The sequence below is a fragment of the Paenibacillus sp. VCA1 genome (genome assembly GCF_031583795.1).
Taxonomy (GTDB): Bacteria; Bacillota; Bacilli; order Paenibacillales; family Paenibacillaceae; genus Paenibacillus_AQ; species Paenibacillus_AQ albilobatus.
On record NZ_JAVLSX010000006.1, the window covers coordinates 247,661 to 263,956 of the forward strand.

General features: G+C 52.0%; 15 protein-coding genes. 2 read left to right on the forward strand and 13 right to left on the reverse strand.

The window, feature by feature from the left end; genetic code table 11:
- Positions 1-22: 22 nt before the first annotated feature.
- The 11 genes from RJP21_RS15680 to RJP21_RS15730 all read right to left on the reverse strand — a co-directional run bounded on the left by RJP21_RS15680 (position 23) and on the right by RJP21_RS15730 (position 13,612).
- Entirely contained in the window at positions 23-679 is a 657-nt protein-coding gene (locus tag RJP21_RS15680; RefSeq protein ID WP_310860274.1) for a DUF2625 family protein, read from the reverse strand.
- Between the two features lie 57 nt (positions 680-736).
- A complete protein-coding gene (locus tag RJP21_RS15685; protein WP_310860092.1) occupies positions 737-2,155 on the reverse strand; it encodes a HEAT repeat domain-containing protein in 1,419 nt (472 codons plus the stop codon).
- 53 nt (positions 2,156-2,208) lie between these two features.
- Positions 2,209-2,778 carry a hypothetical protein gene (locus RJP21_RS15690; protein ID WP_310860093.1) on the reverse strand — a complete coding sequence of 190 codons (570 nt, stop codon included), beginning with the start codon at positions 2,776-2,778 and terminating at the stop codon, positions 2,209-2,211.
- A gap of 20 nt (positions 2,779-2,798) precedes the next feature.
- The gene (locus tag RJP21_RS15695) at positions 2,799-3,491 is read right to left on the reverse strand and encodes a DUF4274 domain-containing protein (protein ID WP_310860094.1); all 693 of its coding nucleotides are present in this window, start codon (positions 3,489-3,491) and stop codon (positions 2,799-2,801) included.
- A gap of 123 nt (positions 3,492-3,614) precedes the next feature.
- Positions 3,615-5,279, reverse strand: a complete 1,665-nt coding sequence (locus tag RJP21_RS15700) for a DUF6138 family protein (RefSeq protein WP_310860095.1) — start codon at positions 5,277-5,279, stop codon at positions 3,615-3,617.
- A gap of 174 nt (positions 5,280-5,453) precedes the next feature.
- Positions 5,454-6,518 (reverse strand): suppressor of fused domain protein, encoded by a 1,065-nt coding sequence (locus RJP21_RS15705; protein ID WP_310860096.1) that lies wholly within the window; start codon positions 6,516-6,518, stop codon positions 5,454-5,456.
- Positions 6,519-6,578: 60 nt separating this feature from the next.
- Positions 6,579-7,826, reverse strand: coding sequence for an MFS transporter (locus RJP21_RS15710; RefSeq protein WP_310860097.1), 1,248 nt, complete (start codon positions 7,824-7,826; stop codon positions 6,579-6,581).
- A 47-nt stretch (positions 7,827-7,873) separates the two neighbouring features.
- Positions 7,874-8,671, reverse strand: a complete 798-nt coding sequence (locus RJP21_RS15715; protein ID WP_310860098.1) for a hypothetical protein — start codon at positions 8,669-8,671, stop codon at positions 7,874-7,876.
- Positions 8,672-9,200: 529 nt separating this feature from the next.
- Entirely contained in the window at positions 9,201-9,839 is a 639-nt protein-coding gene (locus tag RJP21_RS15720; RefSeq protein WP_310860099.1) for an RNA ligase family protein, read from the reverse strand.
- Positions 9,840-9,904: 65 nt separating this feature from the next.
- The gene (locus RJP21_RS15725) at positions 9,905-10,864 is read right to left on the reverse strand and encodes an AAA family ATPase (RefSeq protein ID WP_310860100.1); all 960 of its coding nucleotides are present in this window, start codon (positions 10,862-10,864) and stop codon (positions 9,905-9,907) included.
- Between the two features lie 198 nt (positions 10,865-11,062).
- A complete protein-coding gene (locus RJP21_RS15730) occupies positions 11,063-13,612 on the reverse strand; it encodes a LamG-like jellyroll fold domain-containing protein (RefSeq protein WP_310860101.1) in 2,550 nt (849 codons plus the stop codon).
- Between the two features lie 475 nt (positions 13,613-14,087).
- Between RJP21_RS15730 and RJP21_RS15735 the strand changes: the two genes are divergently transcribed.
- A complete protein-coding gene (locus RJP21_RS15735) occupies positions 14,088-14,426 on the forward strand; it encodes a PadR family transcriptional regulator (protein WP_373309108.1) in 339 nt (112 codons plus the stop codon).
- A 6-nt stretch (positions 14,427-14,432) separates the two neighbouring features.
- Entirely contained in the window at positions 14,433-14,978 is a 546-nt protein-coding gene (locus RJP21_RS15740; RefSeq protein ID WP_310860102.1) for a DUF2812 domain-containing protein, read from the forward strand.
- A 58-nt stretch (positions 14,979-15,036) separates the two neighbouring features.
- Here RJP21_RS15740 and RJP21_RS15745 read toward each other — a convergent pair whose 3' ends face one another.
- Entirely contained in the window at positions 15,037-15,657 is a 621-nt protein-coding gene (locus RJP21_RS15745; RefSeq protein WP_052147297.1) for a TetR/AcrR family transcriptional regulator, read from the reverse strand.
- A 19-nt stretch (positions 15,658-15,676) separates the two neighbouring features.
- Entirely contained in the window at positions 15,677-16,294 is a 618-nt protein-coding gene (locus tag RJP21_RS15750) for a VC0807 family protein (protein WP_310860103.1), read from the reverse strand.
- Positions 16,295-16,296 lie beyond the last annotated feature (2 nt).

The following is a 16,296-nucleotide window of genomic DNA, read 5'->3' on the forward strand; positions in this document are numbered from 1 at the left end:
GAAACTCGTCATAACGTCTATGTCATTTGCGCTCCGCTGCAGCCTGCCAAGCTTCTTCTACGGGAATCGGCGTCTTGCTGCTCGTTTCCCCGCTTCCTTCCCGCGACCACAGCGGCGGATAATAGGCAAACACCTGGCCGGCCCCAAGCTGCCGAACCGCCTCCTGCCAGCCCTCCCAACGGAACGTTTCGTAAAACAAGCGTAAATCCCCTGCGGCGAGCCAGCTTAAAAATCCGGAATAAGCCAGCTCCGTTGACTCCCATTCCAGCGTATCCGGCGCAAAATAGTAGACATGGCCGGAACGCCCGAACCTCCCGGTATCCAGTGCGAAAAAACCGCCTGCAGCATCGTAAGCCACAAGCAGCACGCTTTCAAGAGGCTCCGTCACGGCTTCCTCTAGCAGTCCGTTCCAAAAGGTCAAGCTGCCGTGGATTCCGGCTCCGCCCGCCCCGAGCAGCTTGATCCAGCCGTGGTCGAACAAGATTCCCCCTGTTCGGTAGGCAACGGACCCCAAATACGATCTCGTGCTGACCTGAAGCCGATACAGTGCGTCTTCGGCGGCAGCCGGTTCGTTCGGCACGATCGCATAGGGATTGCCGCCCTTTTCAAGCATCTCGCTCACTTCGGCCCATGCATCGTTTTCGTTGTCGATCAAATCTTTTACGGATAACGCGCGCATCATTCCCCCCCTTTCTTTATCGCTTCTTGGTAACGTCAATCCCCTAGCCCGGCCTGCTCAGGATCGGCGGTAAGGGTCCAATATTTTTTTCAGCATCCCTTTGACCTGCAACAGGGAAGACGGAAGCTCGCGTTCGACCTGTTCCATCGATGTGAACGGAAAATGTTCCAGCAGTCCCTTCACGTTGGAACGGATATCATCTTTGTTCGTTTTATGCTGCTGCAAAAGCTTTTCAAAAGCCGGGAGCAGCCTTCGGTCTGTGACCCCCCGGAGCGCCTGCAATGCCGTATGCTGAACCCGGGGTTCGACGTCTTCCAGCGCCGTCAAAAAGGCTTCGAGGTAGTCGGCTTTGGCCTTCGAGTGGCCAGCCTGATACAAGGCCTGTATCCGAAACTCCTTGTCCGGGTGAGTAAAAAAAGGCAGCAGCAGCGGCAGCATTTCCGCACCAGAGTCGCTCAAAACCATGGTTATAAACCGAAACGACCGCTCGTCCGTCTCGCTTGGCAGCATTGCAATCAGTTCTTTGTTAAAGCTCGCGTCCCCTTTCGGCATATACCATTTGATCAGCTGCTGCGCATTCAGTCTGCATTCCGCGTCGCCGCTCCCAAGCATCTCCCGCAAAAGCGCCTCGGCGCGGCCGAATTTGAATTTAGCCAGAACATGAAGCGCAGCATGCCCGACATTCTCCGACGCCTCGGCACGGACGCTGCATATAAAGTCGGCGGTTTCATCCGTGATCGCCCGCAGCTTCAGCATGCCTTCGAGCGCTTCGATTTGAACGGCTTCGGAAGACTGCGAGCGGTACAGTTCCGTTAATACCCGTTCGTCTCCGGCGCGCCGAAGGCCGAACCATGCGCTTTCATATCCGGCGATAACCTCATCAAGCCAGCGTTCGTACCAATCCAGAAAATGGTCCTCATATGTAAAAAAGGGCCTCGGATGGTCCAAATTCATATATACGACCTTTCCCCGGTATCCCCCGGTAACCACCAGCATCGTTTCATACGAACAGCCTTGCTCGCCGATATTCAGCAGCCCGTGATAGATTTCAGACTCGCACTCGCTTTCTTCGTCCATCCCCGTCGTTTCTTCATCCATACCCTCATGCGCACCTTTTTCCGAAGCCTCTACGGGTGATTGCGGCCGCAGCGGAGATGGCAGCCCGATGCCGTCAAGCTCGATCGACTGTCTGGCACCCAGCGGATGTATGCCATAATACGGTCCCGCCCCGCCGTTACCGATTTCCGTCAAAAAAGCTGCATATTCTTCCGGCAGCCGAATGCCATGCGTTTTTTCGAACCGTTCCAGTTCTTCTCGTCTCAGCGGCTCATGGAGCCGATACTTATGAACGCGTGCTCCAAATACGGTGTTTTCCGCATCGGCCGCGGCCGCTTCCCCCAGTTTTCTGCGTATGCGATCGAGTTGTTCCGCGAACATATCATTCTCCCTTCTGCGGCCGATTTGACGCAGCTGCATTTTTACAATCCTCTTGCCTTCTTTAAAATGCCATATGCCGCTTTAATAGGGACTTAAAGCTTCTCGGCGATGTCTTTAATGCTCATCCCACGTTCGTTCATCGCTTTCACTTGCCGGGCCAGCTCGTCCTCTTGATGTTGTCCGTAGCGGTAAGCGGGTTCCAGCAGCATTTTCCATATATCGCCATCCGCATATTCGTCGGCGTTCGAAATGGCATGAACCACCCCGTTCAATTCATCGCAGGTAACCTGCAAACCCGATTCCCCGTTCGTTTTCAGAGAAAGAAACCGACTGATGCGGTTAACGCCTTCGATAAATTGTGCGACCGAACCCGCTATATAACTGCCGGCGCCCCAGTAGCCCAAACCATGCATGAGAACCGCCACCGGCTGCCCCGGTTCATCCGTTTCGATGATGATCGGATCGCCCGTCGTTGTCATATACCCGATCACGAGCCAGCCGTCTTGCCACGCGCCCTCTTCACCGGTGACCAGGGAATTTCCTTCCGGATCCATGGCATATCCGATTTGCTCGCGATCCAATTGCTCCGGGTCAAATATTTCAAAATCAATAAACTCGCAAATCTTTTCGCTTGCAGCCTTCAATGTCCTTAGCTGTTCCATTTGTAGAGGACTCATGTTCGTCATCGCACATCTCCCAACAATTCAATATGCGGGCGGGGACGCGACTTTTTCCCGCAGTCCTTTGGCAAGTTTGCTCCATCGGCCGCCTTCCGCGAAATTTTCCATTCATCCCCGTCCATGCCAAGCCAATATTCGGCATCCGTCAGCTCGTACATATCGAGCAGCGTGATGTCGGCAATGGCCGGATTTTCGAAGGCGGCGATCATCGGTTCCGGACCATCGTCCCAGTTATAGCCGTCGAGGACGGCATGGAGAAGTACGGACGAGGATAACTGTCGGATTCGACCGCACATGTCTTCGAGCGATTCCAAGCACAAAATGCCGTCAACGATTTTCCGTTCTTGTTTATCCAAAGTTAGGCGCACCGCCCCTTTCGTATTCAGAAGCAGGTCCGCCATCGATTTGTCCAACCTCGCCGCATTCCATGCCGTGCCCATGCCGTGCAGAGAATCAAGCTTAGCCCCGAATTCGAGCAGCAGTTTGACGGTCTCCGTTTGCTTAAACTTCACCGCTTTTTTTAGTGCCGTATCGCCCAGCTTGTCTTCCGCTTCCAGATCCGAGCCCTTTTCCAGCAAAAGCCGAATTCCTTCGGGGGGCATCCGGTTGGTGATGCAAAGCATCAGCGGCGTTCTTCCGCGGGCGTCCCGTTCGTTCGGATCGAGCCGCTCCGCTGCCAAGCGGACGGCATCCACATCCTTGGATTTCCCGCCTCATTCCAGTTCATGGGCTTCTTCCTTTCAGCTTCATACCGTCAAAATGCGCAGCGGGCATGGCCGTCTTCATTAAGCTTGTTCCCGCTGAGAATGTCCTCGGCGTTACCGATACCACGCGAGCAGCCGTTCCAGCTTGTCCTTCAGGGGAGGAGACGCTTTTTTGACCGCCTGCGCGAGTTTGCTTGAGCTGCCGAATATCCGGTACAGTACCGTTTCCCGCCGAGCGTCTTCTTTTGCTTCAAGCTCGGCCAAAAGCGCGTCCGCCAATTCCGGGCGGTCGATCGGGATATTTTTGGCGGGTTTCGCCGACTCGCCGCTGCCCAGCAGGATCGACACCAATACCGGCATCCGTTCGGCCGAGAGCCCATGGGCTTCGATAAAAGCATCCGCATAATCGTCCTGCATCGACTGATGCTCGGAATCGACAAGCTCCATATATTTTTCAACTAAAGGGAAATAGGCATCGCTGTATAATCCAAGCCCAAAAACGGCATAGGTTCCCGGCATGACCGACTTCTCGCCCGGCTCCACGTCACGGTACCAAGCAAATTCCTCCATCGCCAGCTCCGCATATGCCGCGAGCCGCGGGTAAAGCGAAGGATAGCGAAGCGCATTGCCGAAAAATTGATGCTGCTGGGATTTCGCCAGTTTTTTCAGGGGCAGGTAATGCTTCTCTTTGCTCTTGAACGCCAGCTTGTACCCTTTCGGAAACCTTTGCTTCAGCAAGTCGATGATGTAGTCCAGCGCCTCCCCGTAGGCCGCTTCTTCTTCGGAAAGAATGCGGACGTCGATGGTCTGCAAAATATCGTTCGCTTTCCCTTGGAACATGCTGCCCTTGCGCAAGCTTTCGAACCGGCCGCTGCCTTCGTTCAAAAACCTTTCCGCCTTTTCCGAACCGAGCCGTGCGGCCAGCTCAAGATATTGCTGCCGGGTATCCGGTTCTTTGATCCCGATTTCCTGCGCAGCATAAATAAAAAACTCCAGTTCGCCGGATCGCGGCTCTTCTCTCTCTCCCGCTTCCTTCAACGCCCAATCCAATCCAAAGTTTCCGGTTCGATGAAAATAACGGGGCAAAAAGCGCTCCTCCGCCCAGCCTCTAAACGCTGAAGCGCATTCGGATTCCCATCCTTCGGCCCGTTCGCGGTTTGAGCGCAGCTTCTCGCTGAGACGGCGAATGAGCGGATCGACTTTTTCTTGTTTTTGCTCGAAAACATCCGGATTCATAAGGAGGCGCGCAAAGAAAAATTCATCCTCCCGAGCGGGAAGCACCGGAAGATCGGACATGATTTTGGTTTGAATGAAGGTTTCCAACCGCTGCTTGAGCTCTAGCCGTTTCGCCTCATTTCGTAACACCCGGGAGTGCCGGAGCACGGATTCGCCGCGATCAAACTCGAATACCAGTTCCAAGCGGTAGTCAAAAAAACGGGGATCATAAGGTCCGTCCAAAAAAATCCGGTTCATCCGCTCCAACAATGCAGGGAAAAATTCGTTTGCAAGAACCTCGTCCGTCAGCTCTTCGACATAAGGCCCTGCCTCAAATTTGTAAGAATCGTCGCTCCAATCGAACGGTTCGTACACATCGATATGGAATTGTCCGTATCCTCCGCCCAGCTTCGGCTTTCGCCACGCGACCCTCAAGTAGTCGTTGATTCCCGCCTGCAGCTTTCTGCCCTTCGGCAGCTCCCCGATTCTTTCATTTTCTTTCTCGTAAATATCCGTTATTTGTTGCCATACATCCTGCAAAAAGGCTTCGGCAGCCTGGTTCAACGTTCCAACCTCCTTTAAAATAGCAGCGTTTCATGCTCTACGACGATATCGGAAACTTCACCGCTACTAATGATAAAAGCTCTATGCAAAAACAGACCCGGCAGATCGCTGCAACGGCGCGGCGTTCAGGCGTTGTCCCCTGGACCGGGGAGTTCTGCTTGTCCCTTGCTCCCGCTAACCGATCGTCTCCACCACGTTTCCGTCCTGGTCCTTGATGTAGGTTTTCACGATTTGAATCTCGGCGCCTTTTAGTGCCGGAAGCTTGAACGTGCTTTCTTTCGGAAGCAAATTTCGGCTAAAATCCGTTACGGCTTCTTCATTCAGCGAAATGCGGGCCTCCCCTTCTTCAAACACGCACGCGGCCTGTTCGCCCGGTTCAAGCACAACCCTGACGTCCGGCCCCACCAAGGTTAAGCTTTTCCCTTTCAAAATCCGTCCGCGAAGCAGCTTTCCGACGATACCGGCTTGCTTCGCTCCCAGAGAAAGCACCGAAGGCGTTTTGCTGAACAGTCCCTTTTTGCCCGGGGTCCAAGCCAATTGATCAACAAACAAAAAGCCGGTGTTCGATCCTTCTTCTTCCATTCCTTTCTCCACGGCTTCCGAGACGGCGGGAATCCGGAGAAGCGACTCCCGTTCCAAATCGGTGATGTATTGCGGGATATACGGAAGTCCCGTAGAGAGCACCCCCAGCGTATTCCAGGTTTGCATGGACTCGAGCTCATCCTTCGTAATTCCGACCATCTGAATAAATTCCAAGTTTCCGTTTGGTGTCTCGATAATGGCTGGAAGCTCCGGATCATGGACAAAAGCGAGCGCTGTGAGCTGCGTGTCGGAACCGAGGCAGATCGGGCCGTTTGCGTCCAAATAATCCCCGGACCTGAATACGTTGCCTGTATTAAACACGTATCGGCCCATGTTTTGCAGCAGGTTCAAAGCCCAAGCCGGCGGTTCTTCCTCTTCCGGGCTCCGGGCGAGGCGAAACGTTAATTCGAACCCGTATCCGCTGATTTCCGCGTCTTCCGATTCCTTTTCATACAGCTCCGAAAAGCCGTAAGTCACCACATGCCAATGCGGAACGGGCGTCTCGCTTTGATAGGCGCTGATTCCCTGCAGAGGGTCCTGCCCTCCGAGCATATAGGGAAGAATCGTTCCGTAATGCTTGGGTTCCTGCTCCCCGTAAATTTTCGTAAATTGCTGTTCGATGGCATCCCAGCCGGGTGCATTTGTTTCTTCGCTCATTCGTGACATCCTCCCACGTTCTTTCTTTTAATTGCGTTGCAGTTTTTTCTTCGATCCGCTTCATTGTTTAAGCGCCCGGTCAGTGCGGACCCGCTCCCCTTGGCGGTGCATCAGCATCAGCAGGACGGAAACGGCAAACGCAGCCGAAACGATCCAAATCGGAATGCGCGGATCCAGTTCGTAAGCCCAGCCTCCGATAATGCCTGCAGGCGAAGTCAGCAGCAGGATCAGCACCGACAGCATGGAAAATACTTTGGCCCGTTTCTCGTCGTCGATCGCATTTTGTACGGCCGCTTCCAAATAAGGAGAGCTGATCATCAATCCGACGGCTGCGAATACGGTGCTTAATCCAATCCATGCCAGGTTGGAAGTCGGCAGAATGACCAGCATGACATTAGATAAGACGGATAACGCAAAACCCGCCATCATGGCCCGGTTTGTGGCATGTTCCGGGATTTTGGGCATAAGAAGCCACAACGTCAGCAGCATGATGACGGATGACACCGCCGGAAAAAGGGAGATCAACCCGCTGTTGACATGCAAGTAATCGGCCAGATACAGCGAGAGATACGTCGATTTCATCGTCGCTTGGAAATTGAACAGAATATAAATGCCAAAAATGATAAAAAGCGGTTTGCTGGCAAAAATATCGCGGACGGCCCCGCCGTAATCGATCAGGCTTTCTTTGAGGCCAAGCTCCCGCGTTTCCCGCATTTTTCGCCGGCCGATTTCCGTCTCGCGCGTCGTCAGATGCCGTCCGACGAACTGAAAGGTCATCATGAGAAACGCAAGCACATACATGATCCTGACGCCGGGCACGAGGCCAAAACGCTCTACAAGCAAACCGCCAAGCGGCGCAAACAGCCCGCCGATGACGCTAATAATCTGCAGCAGCGTAAAAACGTAGGTTCGGTCGGAAGGTTTCGTATCCTCCACCACCAAGCAATAAAACGCGACATGCGGCACCCGCTGAAAACCGTTCACAATCGCCGCTGCCACAAAAAACCATGCGTTTTGCGATACGGCCCATAACAACGTCGCCAATGTCCAGCTCAATAGATCGAAATACAAAATCGCCGATTTTCGTCCCATTCGGTCGGTTAGGTACCCGCTGATGAAAGAAGAAAACACTTGGACGACGAGGCCGATGGTGGTAATCCATCCGATGTTCGTCTCGGAAACGCCAAGGTTATGCATATAAAGCGTTGCATATGTACCAAACATGCTGTAAGGAATAAGAAAAAAGGGCTCGAACGCAAGGCATCCCCTGCTGTTCCCCTGCAAGCGGCTGAACCGTCGGCGCGACATACATTTCCTCCGAATCTTTGATGGTACCCATTCCTTTGATATGCTGATCAGGGCAATTTTCTTCGGGGCTTCTTCGGCTGCGGCGGTCTCCATGCCACCAGAATGCCCGCTTCTCCCAAAATCCTGTTGATCTCTTCGAGCTGCCCGGCTTCCACATCCCACATCCACAAATCTTCGCGGACCCGGCTTAAAATCCCATGTTTCGGATCAGACTGAATCCAGTCCCCAAGCGCGATTCCGCCGAGTTCGATCTTTAAGTGCTCCATATTCAACAGATTGCACGGATATGCCATCCGCAGCATTTTGTCGACATAACGCGCCTGTCCATTATACAAGCCCGGCGTTTCACGGTTGAACGCAGAGCCGTTTTCGGTTGCAAACATCGTTGTGAAGTTATATCCCGCCGCATAATAAAAGGCATCCGTCATGTCTTCGGCCGTATACAGAATGCCGTACGGAAAACGGACCCGCTTGGCGGTTTGCCTCATCCAACCCGTCAGCCTCCCGTAAATCCGATCGATCCCGATATCGCAATACGCGCCCATATGCGGGAAACTCCCGAATCCGTCCGTTTGGTATTCAAATGCGGCGTTCCAAGGGACCGTCCCCTGTTGGTTGTACAGCCAGAAGGCGGTTGCTTTCCCGCTTGCAAGCAGTGCTCTCAACTTTTCCAAGGACACTTCCATGATGTCATGGTCCCCTTCATGATCGCCGTTCTCGAGATATTCATAATAACCCGCACTCGTGATCCGAATGCCCGTCGATTCGAAAAAAGCGCATCCGATCTCAAGGGCTTCCAGCGGACCTATATGGTCCGTGTGATAAAAAGCCGCCCCCGTACACATGAGGCCATCTCCTTTCCAAGAGAGTTGCGATTCTTTGAATTTCCTATGTATGTTGCAGCTTCAATCGAAAGAAACGTTTCGATACTTGGTGCTCTTGGGTGAATGTCGCATTTTTTGGGTACCCCGTAAGGTTATGAAGCTATGAAACTAAAAAATCAGGAAATCGGAATCCCTATTGCCCATTGGAAGATGAATAGAAGGAAGGGGGTTCCATAGCCTGATTATGTATTAGTATATAACCTTTGCGCTGCTGCATCAATTTTCCGGACGTGAAACGGCTTTAAACAATGCTTTTGAACTAGAATGTTTAGTAGATTTCTCCTAACATTCGATTTTCCCTGTGCATGATGACGATAACCGAATAAACGTCTTTAGGCACGGAATTTTAAGGATTGCTCCCATCGTATGTATAGTACCGCCGGGTTTTTCTTCAACTCGGAAAATCTGTCGGACGAATTACATGATCAACACGCCTTTCTTTTCTTGAATTGTGAACCGCTTATCCCGTTGCTTGACCTAGCTGCTATTTTTACGGCGATGGGGCTAACCGATTGGGTTCGACCGGCTTGCTTAACCAATGCTCGTCGGTTTGCACGTGGTTTTTGCGGACGAATTTGGCCGCGCTTTGCTGAAAATCCTCGTATCGGAACGCGGACGCCAGCCTTACGACGTACCCTTCCTGCTCTCCGCCGCAGCGGGACAGCTTCGTGTAACAAGCTTTAGCCGCTTCTTCGCTCCATATCCCCCTGTACAATACCGGAACGGTCGATAGCCCAAGACGCGCCGCCCAGCTTTCCGTTTCGTCCCAGGAAAGGCATACGTTGCGCTCGTTCCATACCGAAAACAGCATGAAATACGAAGGCAATGATACATATTCAATCGAATGCTTGGCATATACGTTTTCCCCGCATAACCGGTAGCCCTCCGGTATCAAATACCGGATCCCGCCATGCAGCGTTTTGACAAAGTGCCGGGACGGATGATCCTTGCTGTCAAGGGATCTGGCATGGATGTCGTCGGGGTACATCGTCGTGTTTTCCCCATCCATTTTTTCGGTAATGACCACTTCGCGGCCCGCAAAATGATCGGTGTTCCGCAAAATTTTGTCATCGTCGGTATAGCTTCTCGACCATGGCAGATGCATCGTGCGCGGGTATTTTATTTTCATTTCGTTCACCTCCCGTCAACTCGCCCATAATTGAGCTTGTATGCTCCGAAACAGCCGCCAATTTCTTATTTGGCAAACGTGTCCGCTTCGGCGAAAAAATAAAGCTCCGCCAGCACGTCCTCGCCGAGCAGATGGTAAATTTTTGATGCTCCTGCATCCCCGCCATGCAAAATATCCATATGGAAGCTGACCAGATGTACGACATGAAGGACGAACCCTTTGTCATATCCGAGCTCCTGCAATGCATGGGCGGCGATGCTTGCCGATACATGCTCATGCCCGTAATACGAATAATAGCCGCGGGATGCTTTCCATACTTTGCTGAACGGCTTGCCTATGTCATGGAACAATGCGGCCAGCTGCATGGCGAGCAAATGCTCACCTTCGTAGCAGGCGTTCAAGTATTCCAGCACGGCATACGTGTGCTCCGACAACGTCTTGGAATGATGCGGATTTTCCTGGTCGAAGCCAAGCATCGTCCGAAAGTGCGGATATGCCGATAAATACGCAAAAAGCGTGTCGTGGTCCGCCCCGCTCGCAAGCAGCTGCTCCAGCGTCTCCCGCTCAAGACCCGTTCCCGAAGGGAAATGAACCAAATGCAGTTCCTGGAAACCTTCACCGGCGACGGGGAATTCGAAGCTTTTGGCGTATTTCGTTAAAATCCTTTCACCGACCCGGCGTTTTCTCGAAAGATTGCGCTCCGCAACCACCTCGTACGGCGTCGTCATGACATGGCATTCCACGGGTGCGTCCGTGAATGTTTTCAAAAACTTCAACCTGCGGTCCCGGCTCACGTTCGTGGCGTCAAAAACGACGTTTCGGCCGGATTCCAGAGCCTTCCTGATCTCCAAAAAAGCTTCTTCAAAAACCAGGTACGCGTTTTTTTGAATCGATTCGCTGCCGAACAATTTTTCGCGGATGGCGTCCGTCGCGACCAGTGCGGCGCGCTGACGTTTGCATAATTCTTTGGCGTAATGGCTTTTGCCGCTGCCCGGGAGGCCGACCAGCATATGAATCGTGCTCATCGCGATCACCTCCTTTCTTGCACCACGTTTTCGGTGCTTTTTTGTTATACGCGCTTGCGCCCCTTTTGTTTCAGACGGAATCCAAATATCTCCAATCTCCGCCAAAAAGAAATCGGGGCGAAGCAGGTTATTTCCCTGCTTGCGCCCCGGTTTGAAACGATCTGCACTTTTTTATCTTTTTTCGCTCTTTCGTTTTCGCTACGACTTCAAATTCGGCAATTCGCCAGCCTGTGCAGGCGTCAGCGCCCCGTCATAAATGCGAAGGTCGTCGATCAGCCCTTTGAAAGGGGCATCCCACCAATTGACCCCGAGGCTGAACACTGCATCCCCTCCGCTAAATACGTCAGGGAAGTTTGCCCCTTTAAATTTCTGAACCCCGTTTACATAAACCGTTAACGTGCCGAGGTCCACGGAGAATGCCAGATGAGTCCAATCCCCGGCCGGAACCGTCATTCCCGCCGGACCGTCGTACCAGCTTGCGCTGCCCGACCATACCATCGTGTTGTCCTTCACCGGGCCGCGCGGCACCAGGCTTACCCAATGCTCGCTGTCTTTGGCGCCGAAAAAGGTCGGAGTATACGCCGTTAACGCCTCCGGTTTGACCCAGAGGGATACGGAATAGGTATTGCTCGCGATGAGCCCTTTCGGAAGGCGGATCCCCGACTTGCCGTCAAAGCGGGCCGCTTGGCCGTTTTTGCCATCGGCAAACGTAATGCTGCCTCCGGCCTTGTCGATCCGGTCCCCGGAAACGGTGCCGGCTTCGAATCGTCCGGATTCCTCCGCCAAATTTCCGTCAAACCCGTAACGGGCTTGAAGCTTCGCTTTGACGTACGGAAGGACGGTAACCTCAAAGCGCTTCGTTTGCTTTTCCTTTCCTCTCGTGATCGTTGCCGTAAGCTCCGCAGTAACCGCAAATCCTTCTTCCGGACGGCGAATCTCTCCTTTGGCGGATACGACGGTCGGATCCGAGCTCTCCCACGTAATTGCCGTATGACGCGTTCCTTCTGCCGGCAAAACCAAATCGGAAACGACCTTGGTCGTATCCCCGAGGTTCAGATCTTGATAAACGGACTGTACGATTTGCTTATCGGTTTGTTCTTCCAGCTTGCTTCCCCACACGGCTTCGCCTTCATGCGAAGACGCCGTAAAGGTCATGACGCGGCGTTCGGACACCGGATCCCATTCGCTGACGAACACGCCGGAATAGACTTTGCCGCCAATGGTAAGCTCGGCTTCGTTATGTGCCGTCTTTTTCCACGTACCGGTCACGTCTCCGGAAATGGTATTATTTTTGTCCAGCTGGATATACCGCGCCTTTTGGATCGCCGGACTCGTCTCTTTGCCGTGATTAATGAATTTGTATTCCCCGATCAGCTCCTGGCGGTCGACCTTCTGCAAGGTTTCCCCTGTATAGCGGTATGGAGCGACAACCGGCCAGCCTTCCCCGTTCATGAAAATCTGGTGCACCCGCAGCTCATGCGCCTCGCCCATGTTCGGGAAGCGGGTATGGAATACCAAAAAGCGTTTGCCCGTCTTCTCATCGATCAGGACGGAATTATGTCCGGAAGATACGTAACCCACGCCAATCCCGGTTCCCGGATCACCCACATCCCGCTGGAACAAGTAATTGCCCATCAGTTTGTTGCCGTAAGGCGCATTGTCGGTATCGGCCGGGAGCACGGCGTTTTGCCCGCCGGCATCCAGGTAAGGGCCGTCCGGATTTTTCGAGCGGAATACGCGCATGTTGTAGCCGCCGTCGGCGCCAAGCCATCCGTAAGTCACATACAGGTAATAATATCCGGTTTCCTTGTCGTAAATGACGTAAGGGCCTTCGCCGGATTTGCCGAATCCGCCGGCGATTTTCGTTCCGAAATACCGGTCGATCAGACGTCCGTCCGCCGTTTTGCCGTCTTTGCCGGGATAGATGACCTTGCCGGTCTTTTCATCGACCTGAAGCACAAAGATACCGCCCGACCACGAGCCGTAACTCATCCAAAGCTTGCCGTCCTTATCGCGGAACAGGTTCGGATCGATCGCGTTCGGATAGGTGCCGTTGGCGTAAGAGCCGTCCGGGTTAAACCATCGGTCGTTGGCGCCGGACAATGTGCCGCCTTCGATCAGTTTCCGGATGTTCGTATTCGTCCATTTTTTGTTGACCTGGCTGTCCTTATCCTTCGCATCGTCGCGGGTAAATCCGGAGTATACAAGCGTGCCGACGTCCTTGTAAGGGCCCTCGATGTTTTGAGATACCGCGTAACCGATCGCGGACCGGATATACGTCGAGGACGTGCAATAATAAATCATGTACGCCCCTTTGGTTCCGTCGGCATTGACGTAGTCATTGTTCCAGAACACTTCGGGCGCCCATACCGAAAAACCGCCTTTGCTGTCCGAATCGTTCTCGCCCGCCCAAGCAAAGGACTCCGCAAGATTTTTGGACAAATCCCCGTACAGCGTGTTCCTTGGCGTCGTATATCCGTTCGTAAACCGGGTCCAGTTCTGCAAATCCTTCGACTTCGCCGCCTCGATATGCGAACCGAATACGTAATACGTATCGCCGTCCTTCACGATCGAAGGGTCATGTACGGATACGTTCGCAAACACGGGTTTGGTTCCTCCCTGACTTTCCGTTTTCCCCTCATTGCCGCGGCTTGAAGCAGCTCCGGCCGCATCCTGTCCAAACCCTTGCCCCGCAACCGATGCAAACAGCATCAACGCGGCGAGCATGGATACGCTTTTTCTTTTCATTTATGTTTCTCCTCCCTTGTCCTTGCGTAGCGGAACATGTCTTCCTGCATCGTATTTTCCTTTATGTAACCGGCCGCATCTCCTTTCTTTCATTCCCGCGAATAATTAAACGCTTTCAAAACCATTTAATTTGAAAACAATTAAAATATTTTAGATTATATTATATCAAATCGATTTGAAATTCAATACTAAAGTTCATAGGTTTTAGGGCGCCTTATCGATCCCAAATAAGCTATTGCACTAAAGAGAGCGAAAAACATAATCATAGTTGGCATTTCATTTGTTCGCGTTCGAAACGACGTTCGGATTTTTATTTAACATGTAACTAAAATAAAAACGGATGATAACGCATTATACGCCCTCACGTTTAATGAAGAAAATATATGCAGTTTTTATATTGACATTCGATATAACTGATCTTAATATATCGTTATATGATATATCGATACTCATTATATTTCGGAGGAGAACACCGTTGAAACCACCTGAACAGATGCTGCCGCTGACCGAAGCTTTTTATTATATATTGATCGCCTTGTACAAAGAGCCCGCACACGGCTACGGCATCATGCAGGATACGGAAAAAATGAGCGGCGGCAGAGTAAAAATCGGCGCGGGAACGCTGTACACAGCGCTGAATACGTTGCTGAAAAAAGGACTGATCGATCATTTTCCGATGCCTGAAGGCTCGGACCCAAGGCGTAAAATGTATCAAATTACGCCAGACGGAAAAACCGTTGTCGCTGCGGAAATCGTTCGGCTGAAGGAGCTTCTGGCGGCAGGCGAACAGGCAGTAAATGAAACGAAGGAGTGACGATGCATGGTTGAGCATTTGGAGAAAAGATTCCGCTTCACGACAAGCTGGAACTATGAGAAAGAAGAAGAATGGTTAAATGGATTGTCCGCCCAAGGGCTCCACTTTAAGAAAGCGGGCGCATTCAATAGCTTTTTCACGCGCAATCCTTCGGTACGATACACCTACCGTTTGGATTATCAGCCGGGACTTACGAAAGAACGCCTGCAGGAATATAGGGATTTGTATCAAGACGCGGGATGGGAATATGTGTCTTCTTACAAAGGCGCGTGGCATTATTTCCGCACGGAATGGGAATCGGGTGACCTCCCGAAGCTGTATACGGATACCGAATCTTTGACCGAGCATTACAAAAAGATTCAGCGCGTCATCGGAATATTGATGCTTACGAATGTCATCATTTTTTCAACCAATATGGTCAATGTATTGAACCATTACAGCGGCGTATGGGGAATCATCCTTCCTGTCGCCTGCATTTACGTGCTTTTATTTGGTTTGTTGGGATACGGTTATGTGAAAACAGGGAAAAAGATCAAAAAAATAACCTCCTAACGACTATCGGCGCCGCGTTTTTGCAAAATTCTTGTAAAGCAAAAAAACGAATGAAACACTAGGCTTCATCCGTTTTAGCATCATCATGCGTGAGCGCGCTCATCAAAAACTTGTATACTTCCGCTTCGTCGATATGGTCGTCCGCGCCGATAATGCGCTGAATCTGCAGTCCATTCTTGAACAACGCCAACATGCGTGAAGCCTTTCTCGCATCGATCGTGGCAGGAATGCCTCCATGCTGTTGCCCGACCTCGATCCATTTCGTGGAAGACTCGATGGAAGCTTCGTAATGCCGTTTCAAAATATCCGCCACGGCGGGTTTATCTTTGTTGCTCAGCAAATACATGAAGATCAGGGTGGTTGCGTTGTCGGCCGCCCCGACCCTCCCGATCCGCTGCGACAGCGCGTTCATCGGGCCTTGAAGCCCTTCGTCGCCGCCCGGGGATTTTTCGACGGATTCATAAAAACGCTGGTTCGTTTTTTCCAATCCCGCCTCCAAAATCATGCCGAAAAGCTCATCTTTGCTTTTGACGTAGTGATAGATCGCTCCTTTGGTCAATCCGGCCCGGTCCGCGATATCCTGAAGCGTCGTCGCCCGGCACCCCTTTTCCAATATCATCTCTTCCGCAGTGTCTAGCAGCAGTTTTAAGCTTTCATTCATTGGTTTGTCTATGGACATGATATGGTTAACCTCCCTATTACGGTGTCACGCCGGTATTGCGCGCAGCCTGTTTTTTTATTTTTCTGACATAGGCGATATTCCACCAAATCGCCAACGCGATGATGCCATAAGTGAAAAAAGGCGAAATCGCAAGGAAAGCCGGCACCGACAAACTGTAAACAAGCACCACTTTGACGCCTGCCTCCAGCAGCAAGCAAACGCCCCAGACTCCGGTCATCAAACGGAACCTGCGCCGATAAACCGGAGATTGGTTCCACTTCTGCTCCATGTTCGGATCATGCCCCGTAAATCTGTCGGCAAAATAATAAATGAGCGGCCGGGCAAAACAGAGCGAACCTAAAAACAAAATCCCCATGATCCCGGTCACATAGGATTCGCGCAGCAGGATGAAACGTTCGTCGCCGCCAACGAGAACGGCAATGACCCCAAGAATAAGGCCCAAAAAGATAAAGCTGGAGAATGCATCCACTTTGCGCGACTTGATCAGGCTGTAAACGGAATCGAAAAGCGGAACGACGGAAGCGATGGACAAAGCGACAATGCTGCTAGTATGCGGGATAAGCATGGTGTAAATCAAGTAAGGCAGCACGATATTCAAAACCAGAGTAACGATGATGGCTCGACGAGTTTTCATAG